The organism is Brachybacterium sp. SGAir0954 (genome assembly GCF_005490785.1).
Taxonomy (GTDB): domain Bacteria; phylum Actinomycetota; class Actinomycetes; order Actinomycetales; family Dermabacteraceae; genus Brachybacterium; species Brachybacterium rhamnosum.
The window spans coordinates 2,022,505-2,036,778 of sequence record NZ_CP027295.1 but is presented as its reverse complement, the minus strand read 5'-3'; the positions used below and the strand labels follow the sequence as shown (position 1 = coordinate 2,036,778).

At 74.5% G+C, this 14,274-nt stretch carries 10 protein-coding genes and 1 tRNA gene; 3 read left to right on the top strand and 8 right to left on the bottom strand.

Annotated features, from left to right (window positions below; all coding sequences use genetic code 11):
- Nucleotides 1-305: 305 nt before the first annotated feature.
- From thrB to lysA, 4 genes are all read right to left on the bottom strand, one after another.
- Entirely contained in the window at nt 306-1,232 is a 927-nt protein-coding gene (gene thrB / locus C1N80_RS09160; RefSeq protein ID WP_137770475.1) for a homoserine kinase, read from the bottom strand.
- Nucleotides 1,229-2,287, bottom strand: coding sequence for a threonine synthase (thrC, locus tag C1N80_RS09155; RefSeq protein ID WP_137770474.1), 1,059 nt, complete (start codon nt 2,285-2,287; stop codon nt 1,229-1,231). Before thrC ends, thrB begins: the two co-directional genes overlap by 4 nt.
- A 5-nt stretch (nt 2,288-2,292) precedes the next feature.
- Nucleotides 2,293-3,630: a homoserine dehydrogenase gene (locus tag C1N80_RS09150; RefSeq protein WP_137770473.1), complete on the bottom strand. Its 1,338-nt coding sequence runs from the start codon at nt 3,628-3,630 to the stop codon at nt 2,293-2,295.
- Between the two features lie 124 nt (nt 3,631-3,754).
- Nucleotides 3,755-5,167, bottom strand: a complete 1,413-nt coding sequence (gene lysA / locus C1N80_RS09145; RefSeq protein ID WP_137770472.1) for a diaminopimelate decarboxylase — start codon at nt 5,165-5,167, stop codon at nt 3,755-3,757.
- A gap of 285 nt (nt 5,168-5,452) precedes the next feature.
- Here lysA and C1N80_RS09140 point away from each other — a divergent pair, with 285 nt between their 5' ends.
- Nucleotides 5,453-7,744, top strand: a complete 2,292-nt coding sequence (locus C1N80_RS09140; RefSeq protein WP_137770471.1) for a bifunctional alpha,alpha-trehalose-phosphate synthase (UDP-forming)/trehalose-phosphatase — start codon at nt 5,453-5,455, stop codon at nt 7,742-7,744.
- Nucleotides 7,745-7,754: 10 nt separating this feature from the next.
- Here C1N80_RS09140 and C1N80_RS09135 read toward each other — a convergent pair whose 3' ends face one another.
- The 4 genes from C1N80_RS09135 to C1N80_RS09120 all read right to left on the bottom strand — a co-directional run bounded on the left by C1N80_RS09135 (nt 7,755) and on the right by C1N80_RS09120 (nt 11,946).
- Nucleotides 7,755-9,629, bottom strand: a complete 1,875-nt coding sequence (locus tag C1N80_RS09135) for a bifunctional chorismate-binding protein/class IV aminotransferase (protein WP_137770470.1) — start codon at nt 9,627-9,629, stop codon at nt 7,755-7,757.
- 265 nt (nt 9,630-9,894) lie between these two features.
- Nucleotides 9,895-9,967: transfer RNA gene (locus C1N80_RS09130), tRNA-Arg, on the bottom strand.
- Nucleotides 9,968-10,045: 78 nt separating this feature from the next.
- Nucleotides 10,046-11,098, bottom strand: coding sequence for a tRNA (adenosine(37)-N6)-threonylcarbamoyltransferase complex transferase subunit TsaD (gene tsaD / locus C1N80_RS09125; RefSeq protein ID WP_137770469.1), 1,053 nt, complete (start codon nt 11,096-11,098; stop codon nt 10,046-10,048).
- On the bottom strand, nt 11,095-11,946 hold the full coding sequence (locus tag C1N80_RS09120) for a M23 family metallopeptidase (protein WP_137770468.1): 852 nt from the start codon (nt 11,944-11,946) through the stop codon (nt 11,095-11,097). The genes tsaD and C1N80_RS09120 overlap by 4 nt, the downstream gene beginning before the upstream one ends.
- Nucleotides 11,947-12,228: 282 nt before the next feature.
- On the opposite strand from C1N80_RS09120, the gene C1N80_RS09115 reads away from it, so the two are divergent.
- A complete protein-coding gene (locus C1N80_RS09115) occupies nt 12,229-13,095 on the top strand; it encodes a response regulator transcription factor (RefSeq protein WP_240811074.1) in 867 nt (288 codons plus the stop codon).
- Nucleotides 13,092-14,186 (top strand): ATP-binding protein, encoded by a 1,095-nt coding sequence (locus tag C1N80_RS09110; protein WP_137770467.1) that lies wholly within the window; start codon nt 13,092-13,094, stop codon nt 14,184-14,186. The genes C1N80_RS09115 and C1N80_RS09110 overlap by 4 nt, the downstream gene beginning before the upstream one ends.
- Nucleotides 14,187-14,274: the final 88 nt, after the last annotated feature.

Here is a 14,274-nt window from a genome sequence, read left to right as displayed (position 1 = left end):
TGGATCAGCATGGGCCGAGGCCCGGGGCTGGGGCGTGCGCCGGCAGAGGGGCCGGGACTCGGCGGGCAGGTGCCTGATCAGCGGTGCGGGGCATCGGGGACCGGCCTGCCGGATGGTTCTGGGGGTGCGCCGGCGCCGGAGCGCAGGGGTGCGCGCGAAGATGCGATGCGCGAGATCCTGCGGGGGACGGGGCAGGCGGTGCAGTCAGGAAACTGAACTCTCAGTGAGCTGACGGGAGCATCGGAGACGTCGGGTACGGGGTGTGGTGCCAGCCCGCCCGCGGTCTTCGCCGCCTGGACGCGCGGTCAATCTACCACACAGCGGGCGCCGTCCTCGCGCAGCGGCACGGCCGCGATGCGCCAGGCGGCGGTCTCGGCGACCACGCGCCGCACGAGCTGCGCGACCTCCGCGCGGTCACCGCGCAGCACGAGCAGCGAGGGGCCGGCCCCGGAGATCACCGCGGGATGCCCCTCCTGGCGCAGCACCCGCAGCAGCTCGACGCTCTCCGGCATGCCGGGCGCCCGCTGCTCCTGGTGCAGACGGTCCTCGGTCGCCGTGAGCAGCAGCGACGGATCCGTGGCCAGGGCATGCACGAGCAGCGCCGCGCGCGAGGCGTTGAAGGCCGCGTCGCCGTGCGGGACCTCCTCGGGCAGCAGGCCGCGGGCCTGGTGCGTCGCGAGGGTGGTGCGGGGAAGCAGCACGAGCGGTCGCAGCGCCTCCCTGTGCAGCGCCAGGTTCACGGCGCGGGCCCGCTCCTCGCCGCGCGAGGCCTCCGTCCAGGAGAGCACCGCCCCGCCGAGCAGCGCGGGCGCGGCGTTGTCGGGATGGCCCTCGAAGGCGGTCGCGAGCTGGAGCACCGCGTCGTCGTCGAGCGCCGCGGGATCCGCGAGCAGCCCGCGGGCGAGCAGCAGGCCCGCGACCGTCGCCGCGGCGCTCGAGCCGAGGCCGCGGCCGTGCGGGATGCGGTTGCGGGTGCGCAGGCGCACGCCCACCTGCGGGGCGCCCGCATGGTCGAGACCGCGTCGCAGGGCGCGCACCACCAGGTGCTCCTCCCCCGTCGGCACGGAGCCGGCGCCCTCGCCCTCGGCGAGGACCTCCACGCCGCCCGTGGTCGCCTCGAGCTCGAGGTCGTCGACGAGATCGAGGGCCAGGCCCAGCGCGTCGAAGCCCGGCCCCAGGTTCGCGGAGGTCGCCGGGACCTGCACCCGCACGCGGGAGTGCTCGATCCTCACAGCCCCATGGCCTCCGCGGCCGCGGAGATGTCCACGGGGATGACGGTCGGCGTGAGGTCACGGCCGCTGAGCGCGGTGTCCACGTCCTTGAGCCCGTTGCCGGTCACGGTGATGACGATCCGCGCGCCGGCGGGGACCAGGCCCTGCTCGGCTTTCTGCAGCAGCCCCGCGACGCCCGCCGCGGAGGCCGGCTCGACGAAGATCCCGACCTCGGCGGCGAGGAGGGCCTGCGCGGCGAGGATCTGCTCGTCGGTCACGGCGTCGATGCTGCCGCCGGAGTCGTCGCGCGCGGCGACGGCGAGGTCCCACGACGCGGGGGCGCCGATCCGGATCGCGGTCGCGACCGTCTCCGGGTCGAGGATCGGGCGGCCCGCGACGAACGGCGCCGCGCCCGCGGCCTGGAAGCCCCACATGCGCGGCACGGAGTCCGAGATCCCCTTCTCGCGGTACTCCTGGTAGCCCATCCAGTAGGCGGAGATGTTGCCCGCATTGCCCACCGGCAGCAGGTGGAGGTCGGGCGCCGCGCCGAGCGCGTCGACGATCTCGAAGGCGGCCGTCTTCTGCCCCTGCAGGCGGTAGGGGTTCACCGAGTTCACGAGCTCGACGGGATGCTCGGCGTCGAGCTTGCGCGCGATCTCGAGGCAGTCGTCGAAGTTGCCCTGCACCTGCACGAGCTTCGCCCCGTGGACGACGGCCTGGGCGAGCTTGCCCGCGGCGATCTTGCCCTCGGGCAGCAGCACCACGCAGGTGAGGCCGGCGGCGGCCGCGTAGGCCGCAGCGGAGGCGGAGGTGTTGCCCGTCGACGCGCAGACGACGGTGGTCGCCCCGTCGTTGAGCGCCTTCGACATCGCGGAGACCATGCCGCGGTCCTTGAAGGAGCCCGTCGGGTTCTGGCCCTCGACCTTGATGTGGACCTCGGCCCCGACCTTCGCCGACAGCGCGGGCGCGGCGACGAGCGGGGTCCCGCCCTCGCCGAGGCTCAGCAGCGTGTCCGTGGAGGAGAAGGGCAGGTGATCGGAGTACTCGGCGAGGACGCCGCGCCACTGGTGTGCCATGCGGGTCATTCTCCTTCGATGCGCAGGACGGAGTCGATGGACAGGACGGTGGAGGTGGAGGAGAAGTCGTCGAGCGCGGCGGTCATCGCGGACTCGAGCGCCCGGTGCGAGGTGATGCCGATGTGCGCGCGACCCGGGGCGTCCTCATCGGCCGCGAGGAGCTCCTGGTGGATCGTGGAGATCGAGATGCCGTGGCGGGAGAGGGTGCCGGCGATCTCGGCGAGCACGCCGGGCCGGTCCTGCACCGTGAGGGAGACGTAGAAGGCGCTGCGCAGCTCGTCGATCGAGGCGACCGGGAGGTCCGCGTAGTTCGACTCGCGGGGCCCCACTCCCCCGGAGACCCGGTGGCGGGCGGCGGAGACGACGTCGCCCATGACCGCGGAGGCCGTGGGCGCACCGCCCGCGCCCTGGCCGTAGAACATGAGGGAGCCGGCGGCCTCCGCCTCGACGAAGACCGCGTTGTACGCCTCGGCGACGGAGGCGAGGGGGTGGGAGTCCGGGATGAGGGCCGGGTAGACGCGGGCGGAGACCCGCTCCTCGGTGCCGTCCTCGATGCGCTCGACGATCGAGAGCAGCTTGATGGTGCGGCCCATGCGGGCGGCCGCGGCGATGTCCTGGGCGGAGACCGCGGTGATGCCCTCGCAGTGCACGTCGCCGATGCCGACGCGCGTGTGGAAGGCGAGGGAGGCGAGGATCGAGGCCTTCGCGGCGGCGTCGTGGCCCTCGACGTCGGCCGTCGGATCCGCCTCGGCGTAGCCGAGCTCCTGGGCGGAGGCGAGCGCGTCGTCGAAGCCCGCGCCGGTGCTCGCCATCGCGTCGAGGATGTAGTTCGTGGTGCCGTTGACGATGCCGAGCACACGCTGGACGCGGTCGCCCGCGAGGGACTCACGCACCGGACGGACGATCGGGATCGCCCCGGCCACGGCGGCCTCGAAGTAGATGTCCACCCCGTGCTCGTCCGCCGCCTCGTAGAGGGAGGCGGCGTCCTGCGCGAGCAGCGCCTTGTTCGCGGTCACGACGCTCGCGCCGTGCGCCATCGCCTCGAGCAGCAGCCCGCGGGCGGGCTCGATGCCGCCCATCACCTCGATGACCAGATCGGCCTCGCGCACGAGGGCGCTCGGCTCCGTGGTGAGCAGGGCGGCGTCCACGTGCGGGCCGCGGTCGCGCTCGGCGTCCCGCACGGCGACGCCGATCAGCTCGAGGCGGGCGCCGATGCGCTGGGCGAGGTCCTCGCCCTGCTGCGTGATCAGGCGGATGACCTCGGTCCCGACGGTCCCGGCGCCGAGCACGGCGACGCGCAGGGCGGGGAGCTGATCGGAGGGCGAGGGGGTCGTGGAGACCATGGGGTGAAGTCCTTCCGCGGGGTCCAGGGGCGGCCTGGGAGGCACACGGCACTGTATCCGAGCAGGTGCCGGGCGGATGTCCGGGGATGAACGCATGAGACGCGCTCCCCGGACGCACGCCGCCTCAGCCGATGTCGAGGGCGAGGAGGTCGTCCTCCGTCTCGCGGCGCACGAGGGTGCGCAGCTCGCCGTCCTTGACCGCGACCACCGGGGGGCGCGGCACGTGGTTGTAGTTCGAGGCGAGGGAGTAGCAGTAGGCGCCGGTCACGGGCACCGAGACGAGGTCCCCGCGATGGACGTCCGCCGGCATGTACTCGTCCTTGACGACGATGTCCCCGCTCTCGCAGTGCTTGCCGACCACGCGCACCACCTCGGGCCGCTCCCCCGAGACGCGGGAGGCGAGCAGACACGAGTAGTCCGCGTCGTAGAGCGCGGTGCGGATGTTGTCGCTCATCCCGCCGTCGACGGAGACGTAGACGCGGTGGTGCGGGCCGCCGAGGCTCACGTCCTTCACGGTGCCCACGCCGTAGAGGGTCTGCGTGGAGGGGCCGGCGATCGCGCGCCCCGGCTCGAAGGACACGTGCGGCACGTCGAGCTCGAGCTCGTGGCACTGCTTCTCGACGATGCCCGCGATGCCCGCGGCGAGCGCCTCGGGCGTCGAGGGGGTGTGCTGGGTGTTGTACATGACGCCGAAGCCGCCGCCGAGGTCGAGCTGGGTGATCGTGTGCCCGAGCTCGTCGCGCACCTGCGCGACGAGGTCCAGCACACGCCGCGCCGCGACCTCGAAGCCACCCGTGTCGAAGATCTGGGAGCCGATGTGCGAGTGCAGGCCCACGAGCTCGAGGTGCTCCGCCGCGAGCACGTCCCGCACGCCCTCGAAGGCCCGGCCGCCGCTCAGGGAGAGGCCGAACTTCTGGTCCTCGTGCGCGGTCGCGATGAACTCGTGGGTGTGCGCCTCGACGCCTGTGGTCACGCGGAGCATGACGGCGGTCGTGGTCCCCGCCTCGGCGGAGAGCGCGTCGATGCGGGCGATCTCGTCGAGGGAGTCGGCGACGATGCGGCCCACCCCGACCTCGATCGCACGGCGCAGCTCGGCGTCGGACTTGTTGTTGCCGTGCAGGGCGATCCGCTCGGCGGGGAAGCCCGCGCGCAGCGCCACGGCGAGCTCGCCGCCGGTGCAGACGTCCAGGCCGAGGCCGTCCTCCTGCACCCAGCGGGCGACGGCGCCGCACAGGAACGCCTTGCCCGCGTAGTAGACCTGGGCGCCGGCGTGGGGGCGGAACGCCTCCGCGAAGGCGTCACGGAAGCCGCGGGCGCGCTCGCGGAAGTCGTCCTCGTCCAGGATGAAGGCGGGGGTGCCCACCTCCTCGGCGATCCGGGTGACGCTCACGCCGCCCACCTCGAGGGCGCCGTCGGCCCCACGCACGGTGGTGCGCGACCACAGCCCGGGGATCAGCGCGTTGACGTCGGTGGGGAACGGGAGCCAGGTGGGGGCGGCGTCGTTGCCGTGGAGGGCTCCGGCTTCGTGGGCGCGCATGGGGCTGCTCCTTGATGTCTGCGGGGGCGGGGATCGCGGTGTGGGGCGGGGTCACCGGGGGCGACGCCACGACCCTAGACGGCGGCGTCGCCGGCGCGCCCCGACCGTCCGGCCGACGGTCCGCCCGGCTGCTCCCGGCCCCGCAGAGCCCCGCGCATCGCCGCCCGTCCGCGCAGGTCATGACGCTGATGGCGCGGCCCCGGCACGGCACCCCCACGGTCCGAGTGAGGCATCGCACTTGATAGCCTGGACCCGCACGCACCGGCCCGACACGGAGGAGCTCCCATGCCTGATCCCCAGACCGGCCCCGAGGACGCGCAGCGGCCGGAGGCGGGCCACGAGCTCGTCGTCGTCGCCAACCGCCTCCCCGTCGACTCCCGGACCCTCCCCGACGGCGCGACCGAGTGGGTGACGAGCCCCGGCGGCCTGGTCACCGCGATGGAGTCGGTCATGCGCACGGTGGACTCGGGCGCCTGGGTGGGCTGGGCCGGCGGCACGGGCGAGGCCCCCTCCCCCTTCGTCGCGGACGGCATGCACCTGTACCCCGTGCCGCTCGACGGCCACGAGGTCGAGCGCTACTACGAGGGCTTCTCCAACGCGACCCTGTGGCCGCTGTACCACGACGTGATCGTCGACCCCGAGTTCCACCGCACCTGGTGGGACGACTACCAGCGCGTCAACCGCCGCTTCGCCCGCGCGGCCGCGGAGGTCGCCGCCCCGGGCGGCATCGTCTGGGTGCACGACTACCAGCTGCAGCTCGTGCCCGCGATGATCCGCGAGACCCGGCCCGATGCGCGCATCGGGTTCTTCAACCACATCCCCTTCCCCCCGGTCGAGCTGTTCAGCCAGCTCCCCAAGCGCAACCAGATCCTGCGCGGGCTGCTCGGCGCGGACGTCCTCGGCTTCCAGCGCGAGGGGGACACGCTGAACTTCGTGGCCGCGGTGCGCAAGCTCCTCGGCTACCACACCGACGGCCAGACGATCACGGTGCCCGGGCTCGGCACCGCCCCCTCCCGTGAGGTCCAGGCGCGCACGTTCCCGATCTCGATCGACTCGCAGTCCGTCTCCGACCTCACCGAGGACCCGGACATCCAGGAGCGCGCGCGGCAGCTGCGCGCGGACATGGGCGACCCCGCCAAGATCGTCCTCGGCGTGGACCGCCTGGACTACACCAAGGGCATCCGGCACCGGCTGAAGGCCTGGGGCGAGCTCCTGGCCGACGGTGCGATCGACCCCCACGACGCCGTCATGATCCAGGTCGCGACGCCGTCCCGCGAGCGGGTGGACGCGTACCGGCAGCTGCGCGACGAGGTCGAGCTGACCGTCGGGCGGATCAACGGCGACCATGCGCCGATCGGCCGGCCCGCGATCTCCTACCAGCACCGCTCCTTCGACCGCCGCGACATGACCGCCCTCTACATGGCGGCCGACGTCGTCCTCGTGACCGCCCTGCGCGACGGCATGAACCTCGTGGCGAAGGAGTACGTCGCCTCACGTACCGACGAGCAGGGCGTGCTCGTGCTCTCCGAGTTCGCGGGCGCCGCGGACGAGCTGCGGGCGGCGCTGCGCGTGAACCCCCACGACATCGACGAGCTGAAGTCCTCGATCCTGCGGGCCCTCGCGATGGGCGAGGACGAGCAGCGCGAGGCGATGACCTCCCTGCGCCGCCAGGTCATGGACCACGACGTGCAGGCCTGGGCCCACGCCTTCCTCGACGAGCTCGAGAGCGTGGGCCGGGACGAGATCACCACCCGCCGGATCCGTCTCACCGGGGAGACGCCCACCCCCGAGGCCGAGCTCGAGGCGAGCCTGCGGACCTTCGCGGAGGTCCCCCGCATCCTCGTCGCGAGCGACTTCGACGGCGTCCTCGCGCCGATCGTCGCCGAGCGGGACGCCGTGCAGCCCGATCCCGAGGCGATCGTCGCCCTCCGCGAGCTCTCGGAGATGCCGGGTGTCTCGGTGGCGCTCGTCTCCGGGCGCTCGCTGACGAACCTCGACCACCACACACGCATGCCGAGCTCGGTCGTGCTCGTGGGCTCGCACGGCGCGGAGGTCGGCGCGCTCCCGCCGTGGATGCACGCGGAGGTGCTGGACTCCTTCGCGCTGACCATGTCGCCGCAGAAGGAGCAGCTGCTCGAGTCGATCACCCACACCCTGCACCGGATCGCGAGCGCGAACCCGGGCGCGGAGGTGGAGACGAAGCCCGCGGCGGCCGTGCTGCACACCCGCCGCGCCCGGGGCCGCGGCGCCGGGAACGCGACCGAGGCAGCGCTCGAGTACGCCCTGAGCCTCCCGGACGTCACCGTGACCCCCGGCAAGGAGGTCGTCGAGTTCTCCGTCGTGGACGCGAACAAGGGCGTGGCGATCGAGGCCCTCGCCCGCGCGAGCGCGGCGGACGCCTGGCTCTACCTGGGCGACGACGTCACCGACGAGACGGTCTTCGACCAGCTCGGCGACGACGACCTCGGCATCAAGGTGGGTCCCGGGGACACGGGCGCCGGGCTGCGCGTGGAGGGCACCGCGCAGGTGCGCGAGCTGCTCACCCACCTCGCCGCGCTGCGCCGCGCCCGCGGCTGAGCGGGCCGGCTCAGCCCAGGAGCCGTGCGGGTCGTCGACCGCGGACGCTGCTGAGCAGGGCGATCCCCTCCGCCGCGCGCAGATCCGCCTCGGTGAGGGGACGCTCGCGGATCTCCCCCGCCTCGAGGGCGAGCCGCCTCCCCACCCCGGGGAGGCAGCCGTCCTCGAGCGGCGGGGTCCACCAGCTCCCGCCGAGCCGGACGATCAGCGTCGCGATGGTGGACTCGGTGACCCGTCCGTCCCGCCCGCGCAGGAGCACGTCCTGCACCGCCGGTGAGCGCCGCCGCGCCCGCTCGAGCGCCCGCTCCAGATGCGCCCGGTCGGTGCTCTTGTGCCGGAGCGCCGGGGAGTCCGGGTCCTGGACCTCGTCGTCGAGCACGAGCAGCACCGGGCCCTCGGACGGTGCGGGCAGCGGGCGCTCGGTGAGCGTGGCCGCGCCGTCGAGGCCGAGCGCGAGCCGGAGCACGGCCCCCTGCTCCCCCGCCGCGAGGGCGCGCTCCCGCAGCTGCTCCGCGAGGGCGGGCCGGTCGCAGGGGATCATGAGCTCCGCCGCGGAGGACTCCAGCCGGTCCAGGTGCACCTCGAGGTCCTGGAGCCGTCCCCCGCGCGCCGCGAGGGTCTCCAGGAGCGCGAAGCCCGCGGGATCCGGCGCCGCACCCCCGTCGGCGACCGGCACGACGGGAGCGGACGTCGTCCCGGGACGGGGCCGGTGCGCCGGGCGCGGCGTGATCGCCTCGAGCACCCGGGCCTTCACCTGCAGCTCCTCCCATTCCGCGGCCGCCTCCGAGGCCCACGTGATCCCGCTGCCCACGCCGTAGGTCGCGGCGCCGTCGGCCCGGTCCACGACGATCGTGCGGATCGCGACGGAGAAGGAGCTGCTCGCCGGCCGCCGACCACCCGGGGTGTCGCGCGCCGGCGCCATCCAGCCGACCGCGCCGCAGTAGGCGCCGCGCGGGCCGTCCTCGAGCCGGGCGAGCAGCGCCGTCGTCGCGGCCTTCGGCGCGCCCGTGATCGAGCCGCACGGGAACAGCGCCGTCATGGCCTCGGCGAGCCCGGTCCCGGCGGCGGCACGGGCGGTGACGGTGCTCGTCATCTGCCACAGCGTGGGATAGGGCTCGGCGTCCAGCAGCGCGGGCACCGCGACGGTGCCGGGCTCGGCGCAGCGGGCCAGGTCGTTGCGCAGCAGGTCGACGATCATGATGTTCTCCGCCCGCTCCTTGGGGCTGCGCAGCAGGTGCGCGCGGGCGGCGGCGTCCGCGGCGGGGCCGCTCCCCCGGGGCGCCGTGCCCTTCATCGGCCGGGTCGTGAGCCGGTCCCCCTCGCGCCGCACGAACAGCTCGGGACTGGCCCCGAGCACGACATGGCTCCCCAGGTCCAGGTAGGCGCCGTGGCGCGTGCGCTGGCGGTCGAGGAGATCGCGGTGGCAGGCGAGCAGGTCCCCCTCGATCCGGCCGTCGAGGCGGGTCGTGAGATTCGCCTGGTAGGTGGTCCCCTCGGCGATCGCCTCGCGCACGGCGCCGACGGCCCGGGCGTGCTCGGCCGCGCTCCACCGCGGCGTCCACGGCCCGGTGCGGTAGTCACCGTGCGGGCGGGGAGCGTGGGCCACGTCCTGCTGATCAGGGGCGTCGGCGATGACGAACCACACGAGCGGCAGCGGGGCCGGGGCGGGCGCGACCGTCAGCGCCGGGTCCAGCCCGGGCGCGGCCTCGTAGGCGATCATGCCGGCCGCCCAGGCCCCGGCGTCGACCCGCGCCTGCACGGCGTGCAGGGCGGGGAGCACCTGGTCCGGGGTGCGGGCGACGATCTCCTCCTGCACCCGGCTCAGCTGCAGCACCTCCCCGGTCCCCGGGTCCTCGAAGCGGGCACGAGGTGCGGCGGGGTGCACGGGGCCTCCAGGGTGCGGTCAGGGGGGCGCCGGGGAGGGGCGCCGCGCCCACCCTAAAGCAGGTCCCGGTGGCGGGATCCTCCGCGTCGGGGTCACGCCTGCCCCCTGAGGAGACGTTCACCGCCGTGAGGACGGGGGTGATCACGTCGACGCGGATCGCCTCCGGGGGGGCGCCGCCGCCCGACCGGTCCGGCGGAGGGGCGGGCGCCCGGGGACCAGAGGACCCCGCCCTCCGGCCACGTGGGCCGGCGGACGGGGTCAGGGGTGCCCGCGACAGGATTCGAACCTACGACCTTCTGCTCCGGAGGCAGACGCTCTATCCACTGAGCTACGCGGGCCGACTTCGGCATCCTAGCAAGCCGTGCGGCCCGAGCGGACCGCGCGGGCCCTGCAGGGCCGCGGGAGTGAGGCAGGCCTCATCGCAGGAGCGGCAGCTGGGCCCCGTGGAGGACGGCGGAGGGATCCGCGGGGATGCCGAGGCCGCTCGGCTCCGCGCCGGAGCGCACGAGCAGGTCCCCGATCGCAGCGATCATCGCGCCGTTGTCGGTGCACAGGCGGATCGGCGGGATCCGCAGCGTGATGCCGAGGGACTCGCAGCGCTGCCGCGCCGCCTCGCGCAGCCGGGCGTTCGCGGCGACGCCGCCCACGATGACGAGCGTGTCCAGGCCCCGGTCGCGCACGGCGCGCACGGCCTTCGTGACGAGCACGTCGACGACGGCCTGCTCGAAGCTCGCGGCCACGTCGGCCACGGGCACGGCCTCGCCGGCGCGCTCGATGGTCTCGACGGTGCGGGCGACGGCGGTCTTGAGCCCGGAGAAGGAGAAGGTGTAGGGCGCATCGCCCTGGCGCAGCATGGCGCGCGGGAAGGAGAAGGCGGTGGGGTCGCCGCCCGCCGCGGCGCGGGAGATCGCGGGGCCACCGGGGTAGCCGAGGCCCAGGAGGCGGGAGACCTTGTCGAAGGCCTCGCCGGCCGCGTCGTCGAGGGTGTCGCCGAGGTGCTCGATCGGGTCGCGCACGAGGTCGCCGACGGCGAGGATCGAGGTGTGCCCGCCGGAGACGATGAGGACGATCGAGCGCTCCGGCAGCGGGCCGTGCTCGAGGGTGTCCGCGGCCGCGTGGCCGGCGAGGTGGTGCACGCCGTAGAGCGGGACGTCGAGCGACCAGGCCACGGACTTCGCCGCGGCGAGGCCCACGTGGACGGCGGTGGCGAGGCCGGGACCGGAGGTGGCGGCGACGTGCGTGATGTCGCCGAGCTCGACGCCGGCGTCGGCGAGGGCCAGGCGGAGGGTCGGCACCGCCGCGTCGAGGTGGGCGCGGGCGGCGATCTCGGGGACCACGCCGCCGAAGTCGGCGTGCTGGGCCGCGCTCGAGGCGAGGCCCTGGCCCAGCAGGACCCCCTCGGAGACTATCCCGAAGCCGGTCTCGTCGCACGAGGACTCGACGCCGAGGACGACGGGGGTGCGCGTCACCTCAGCAGCGCCATCGGGTCGGAGTAGGTGCCGGACTCGTCCATCTTCGCGAAGTGGAGGTGGCAGCCGGTGGAGCGGCCGGTGGAGCCGACGTAGCCGATGACGTCGCCCTGCTCGACCTTCGCGCCCACCTCGGTGTTGAAGCCCTGCAGGTGGTAGTAGCCGGTGACGACGCCGTCGCCGTGATCGATCTTCACCCGGTTGCCGGAGGCGGGGTGGTTCTCGACGGCGACGACGGTGCCCGCCGCGGAGGCGTGGACCGGGGTGCCGCACGCGGAGCCGAAGTCCACGCCGTCGTGTCCCTTGCCGTAGCCGAGCACGGGGTGGATGCGGTAGCCGTAGCCCGAGGTGATGGGGCCGCTCACGGGGCGGATGAAGCCCTCGGCGCTCGCGGTGAGCTCCTCGCCGGTGGCCTCGTCGACGATCTCGGGGGCGGGGGCCTCGACCTCGATGCCCGTCGAGGCGGTCGCCGGGTCCACGGCGGCCGCGTCGTCGGCGACGTCCGCGCTGTCCGTGGAGGTGCGCTCCTGGCTGCGGTCCGCGGCGTCGCCGCCCCGGGTCGCGGTCGCGGAGGCGACGTCGGCGACGGGCAGCGCGACGGGGGCGGTGGCGGACTCCGCGAGGGCGGGGACGGCGTCCGAGGCCGGGGTCGCGACCTCGGCGACGGCCTGGGACTCGTCCACCCCGGCGGCGGCAGCGGCGAGAGGGGCGGCGATGGTCGCCGTGGCGAGCGCTCCGAGCACCCCGACCTTGACGACTCCGGCGGTCAGCGTGGAGTCGCGGTGGGTGCCGCCGGTGACCCGGCTTTTGCGGACGTTCGCCCGCCCGGTGGCGCGATGATTCGCCAAGAGATCAGCCTGCTTCCTACGTCAGTTCTGGGCATCGGTCCGAGATCGACGCCGGACTGGGGGGAAGGAGCGTCTCCGAACAACGCGTACCAACCTAGGGGCCCGCACGGAGGGGTTCGAGCCCGGGCCAGCGGCCTTTGCCGACTTTTTGCGGTCTTGGTGAAAAGGGGGAAGGGCTCTTGACGTGCCGCCCCGCGAGCCGACCCTCCCGATACCCGGACACCACTCCCGCGACCGTCCGACACCCAGGACGTGTCCCGGGCCGCGGTCTACAGTGACGCCATGCCGACCCCGGATCTCCCTGCCCCCAGCAGCTCCTCGGCCCCCGGCGCGGACCCCGTGCGCGTGGTGGTCGTCGAGGACGAGCCGACGATCACGCGCGCGATCGCGGACCGTCTCACCGCGGAGGGCTGGGAGGTGACGACCGCACCGGACGGCCCCTCGGGGGTGCGCACGGTGCTCGAGGTCCACCCGGACCTGGTGGTCCTCGACGTCATGCTCCCCGGCTTCGACGGGCTCGAGGTGTGCCGCCGGATCCAGGCCGCGGACCCGGTCCCCGTCCTCATGCTCACCGCCCGCGACGACGAGACGGACATGCTCGTAGGGCTCGGCGTCGGCGCCGACGACTACATGACCAAGCCGTTCTCGATGCGCGAGCTGGTCGCCCGGCTCAAGGCTCTGCTGCGCCGGGTGCGCCGCGCGCCCGCCCCGGCCCCTGCGGGCGGCTCACCCGCCGAGCCGCAGCTCGCCCTCCAGATCGGCGACCTCGTCATCGACCGGGCCGGGCGCCGTGTCATGCGCGCCGGGGTCCCGGCGCACCTCACCCCCACGGAGTTCGACCTCCTGCTGTGCCTCGCGACGGCGCCCGGGACCGTGCTCACGCGCGAGCAGCTCCTTGCCGACGTCTGGGACTGGGTCGACGCGACGGGCACCCGCACCGTCGACTCCCACGTCAAGGCGCTGCGCCGCAAGCTCGGCGCGGACCTCGTGCGCACGGTGCACGGCGTGGGCTACGCACTCGAGGCCCCGGAGGACGCCGACGGCGGCGAGGGCGGCGGGAGCGGCCTCCCCGCCGACGCGGGCACCGGCACGGGCATCCCCGACCTCGAGCAGCCCCGGGATCCCTCCGGACCCTCCACCGCACCGTGATCCCGGCCGAGCGCCGGGCCACCGCCCTGCACCGCGTCGAGGAGCGCTTCGACGTGCGTCCCCTGGACCGTGTGAGCTCCTTCAAGGTCAAGCTCGGCGTGCTCGTGGCGGTCGTCGTCACGGTCGCCTCGCTGCTCGCCTGGGCCGGCTTCTACGCGGGCCTGCAGCCGCTGCTGACGATCCCGATCGTCGTGGTCCTCGCGCTCGTCGTCACGCAGCTGCTCGCCCGCGGCATGACCTCGCCGCTGCGGGAGATGACCCGTGCCGCGGTGGCCATGTCCCGGGGCGACTACTCCCAGCGGATCCGTGCGAGCAGCCGCGACGAGGTGGGCGAGCTCGCGGCGGCCTTCTCGACGATGGCCGCCGAGCTCGAGCACACCGATCAGCTGCGCCGCGACCTCGTCGCGAACGTGTCCCACGAGCTGCGCACACCGGTCGCCGGCCTGCGGGCGCAGCTCGAGAACCTCGTGGACGGCGTCACCGAGCCCGATCCCGCCGCGCTCGAGGTCGCCCTCGGGGAGACGGAGCGGCTCTCCCTCCTCGTCGACCATCTGCTGGACCTCTCCCGCCTGGACGCCGGGGTGGTCGAGCTGGACCTCGAGAGGGTCGAGCTCACCCCCTTCCTCCACGAGGTCGCGGACGCGGCCGATCTCGCCGCCGGCCAGCGGGACGTCCGCTGGATCGTCGAGGTCGAGCCGCCGGACCTCGCCGTCACGGCCGACGCCGCGCGCCTGCACCAGGTCATCCACAACCTGCTCGACAACGCGGCCCGCCATTCCCCCGCGCGCGGGCGGATCCGGATCATGGCGCGCGGCGACGCTGCGCGCGGCACCGTGAGCATCGACGTGCACGACGAGGGGCCCGGGATCGCCCGCGAGGACCGCTCCCGCGTCTTCGAGCGCTTCCAGCGCGGCGGTGCACCGGACTCCTCGGGCGGCACCGGGCTGGGGCTCGCGATCGCCCGCTGGGCCGTGGGGCTGCACGGCGGCAGCATCGAGGTCCTCGACGACCCCCGCACCGAGCAGGCGCGCTCGGGGCGCTCCTCCCTCATCCGGGTGACGCTCCCGCAGGAGCCGCCGTCCCTCCGCTGAGGCCTCCCGGAGGAGCCCCGCGCGGTCCGGTGCACGGGCCGCGGGAGGCCTCCGACCACCCGGCGCGGGGTGACCTCTCCCACCTGGA